This window comes from Streptomyces sp. NPDC002265, from assembly GCF_040296125.1.
In the GTDB taxonomy this organism is placed as follows: Bacteria; Actinomycetota; Actinomycetes; order Streptomycetales; family Streptomycetaceae; genus Streptomyces.
This window is the reverse complement of record NZ_JBEOWS010000628.1, coordinates 1-2,390: the sequence shown is the minus strand read 5'-3', so window position 1 is coordinate 2,390 and position 2,390 is coordinate 1. Positions and strand designations below refer to the sequence as shown.

The following is a 2,390-nucleotide window of genomic DNA, read 5'->3' as shown; positions in this document are numbered from 1 at the left end:
CACGACGCCGCAGCTCAGCGGGGTAAGGGGAGGGACGTGCCATGACTCAATCCTCTCAGAGAATCGAGTCTCCATTCGAACCGGTGCGGTTCAGAACGTGTGCTCGGCGTGCACTGCGTCGGCCATCAGCTCCTCGGCCCGCTTCAGCACCCGGCCCCGGGTCAGGCGGTCGTCCAGTCCACCGCTGGCCAGGACGTCACCCAGGTACATCGCGTCGCCGAGACGGCCCTGGCCCGCGGGTCCGCACCGCGGGCCTGCTTGTGGCCTGGCGGAGAGAACCCCAGCTCATCGGCCTCGTGATAGCGCGCGAGGGCATCCAGAACAGGTGCTTCGTCATGGTTGAGACCCATGCCGCCAAGTTCCCTCGACAGCTGACCGCATGCCCCCCGCCCGGTCCGCGAGGCGCATGCCGGAGAACCGTCGGGCGGCCCGCCGCGGGGAACCCGGTGCCCCGGGCGGCACCGGTGGTGACAGGGGGCAGACTGCGGGGACGGCAGGGTGCGTCAAGGGAACCCTCCACATCGTGGCGTCGAGCACGGGTTGCCGGCGCTGTGGAGGGCAGCCGCGTTACGCCGGGCGGACGCAGACCCATCGGGCTACCGCTCACCCGGCCGGCAGCACCGGCCAACGAGGTTGACGAGACCGTGACCGCGTTGGATGAAGCGCGTTGAGGGAACGACACGCGTGCACCAAAGCGCCCTGCGCTTCCCGTATTTCGCGGCCGGGGCTACATCCTGCGCGTCAGTACCATCCCCCGCGACCCACCGCCAGCCCCTCGCTGGCTGTCAGTTTCTCGACGGCGGCCAGGGTGCCCCGGCGGTCCCCGCCCAGTGCAAAGCCTGCCGCGAGTACGAGAACCGGTGACCCGCCGCCTTTGGGGTCCCGGCGCGGACTCTAGCCCTGGCGGTGTCCGGATCGTGACTCCTGGGGATCGATGCCGGTCTCCGCAGAGGCGTCCTTGGTGCCGCTGGGACGCTGGGAGCGCCCTCTGGCGCCCGTGGACCGGTGGCCCTTCTGGCCCCCGCGGGCGTGCTCCTCGCCGCGGGTGCTGTCGCTCTTCACCGTGTCGCCGGGCACCGGCCGGGTCTCTTCCTCGGACTTCGTCCGGCCCGGTCCCTTGCCGCCGCCGTATTCGACGGTCCTAAAGGAGCGGTGGGCGCTCGGGTTGTCCTGCTGCCGGGTCTCGTCCACGTCGGAGGCCCAACCGTGCTCTCCGGTGCCGCGTGGCTTCTTCGTCATGGGTCTGCCTGCCTGTTCATCGGGGGGTGTCCGTTGCGACCGCCGCAAGGAAAGGAGTCTTCGAGCGGCGAGGGCGCCCAGTCCTTGTGTAGTTGGCTCGGGGTGGAGATGCCGAAGGTGCCTCCTTCGGCGGGCGGTGTCTGGCCTGATGACATCCCGCCGCCTGATTCGAGCCCGGCCGTGCGCCTGGGCTCGGGATCGGGAGTCGTCATCGTGCACACTCCTTATCTCCGCCTCGCGAGTACCCATGGGCGGCGGTGCCCCACGAAGGCCCGGCCGGAAATCGAGACCGGGTCCCGCACGGCGACCCCGACATCCGGCGCCGGCTGGATACCCGGGAAACCTCCCTGGCATGGGGCGGCTTCCGATGTAGCGGCAGCACATCCAAGATCGCCCGCCACGGTGCGCGACGCGCAGAGGTGCCAGGCCGTCCGCACGGATTGACCGCGGCGTGCCGTGGGTCAGCCCGGCCAGGCGCCCGTCAGGCGGCGGGCGGCGATGGCGCCGCCTCGGTCCACCGTGGCTTTGACGCCGGCGAAGATCGCGCCTTGCAGGATTGCTGCGGAAAGGATTTCGCGTCAGCCGCGTTGTTCGTCAGTGGCCTCGGGGGGCCTCCTCTTCGTGCCGGAGTTTCTTCCAGATCCACTTGAACGCTGCACCGGCCAAAGCCAGCCCGATGGGCTGGTAGGCGATCTTCGAGGCTTTCATCGCCGTCTCCTCGCATGACGAGTCGTGCGGATCGCTCGTCCGAGTACCCTCAGTCGTTGCCCCATGAGTGTGGGGGTGCACCCCGCACCACCACCGCCCGCCGCGAGCCCGATCGTGCCCCCTGCGGCCACGTCCGACGGGTAATGGGCCCCGCCGTGCAACCGCTGCGCCGCCATCAGCGCGGCACCGGCGCCGCGGGCAGCTTCGGCGGCCGGCCACACCGGAGCGACGGCTACGGAGAAAGCGACGGCCGCCGCGGTGTGCCCGGAGGGGGAGGAACTGTCAGGGTGTTCCCGGAGCCTTCGCGGGCACCCAGCGGCATGGTGGGCGTCGCCGCTCGTACAGCTAAGTGCGTTGTGGCAAAGGGAGTCCCTGTTCGATGAACAGGGACTTCTTCGTGTGCGGGGCATGACCGCGGAGGTGTAAGGGCAGGCAGCGGACGG

The 2,390-nt window shown here is 70.2% G+C and carries 3 protein-coding genes and 2 pseudogenes; all 5 read right to left on the bottom strand.

All coding sequences use genetic code 11. From position 1 onward, the window contains the following. Nucleotides 1-93: 93 nt before the first annotated feature. Nucleotides 94-350 (bottom strand): annotated as a pseudogene (locus ABT085_RS45730) (ornithine decarboxylase); the annotation flags it as partial. A gap of 544 nt (nt 351-894) precedes the next feature. Beyond that, nucleotides 895-1,239: a hypothetical protein gene (locus ABT085_RS45725; RefSeq protein WP_351623011.1), complete on the bottom strand. Its 345-nt coding sequence runs from the start codon at nt 1,237-1,239 to the stop codon at nt 895-897. Next, nucleotides 1,236-1,451: a DUF6480 family protein gene (locus ABT085_RS45720; RefSeq protein WP_351623009.1), complete on the bottom strand. Its 216-nt coding sequence runs from the start codon at nt 1,449-1,451 to the stop codon at nt 1,236-1,238. Before ABT085_RS45720 ends, ABT085_RS45725 begins: the two co-directional genes overlap by 4 nt. Nucleotides 1,452-1,700: 249 nt before the next feature. After that, nucleotides 1,701-1,947: pseudogene (locus ABT085_RS45715) on the bottom strand (DUF4235 domain-containing protein). Next, complete coding sequence (locus ABT085_RS45710; protein WP_351623014.1) at nt 1,944-2,357, bottom strand: phosphatase PAP2 family protein; 414 nt, start codon at nt 2,355-2,357, stop codon at nt 1,944-1,946. Before ABT085_RS45710 ends, ABT085_RS45715 begins: the two are co-directional and overlap by 4 nt. Nucleotides 2,358-2,390: the final 33 nt, after the last annotated feature.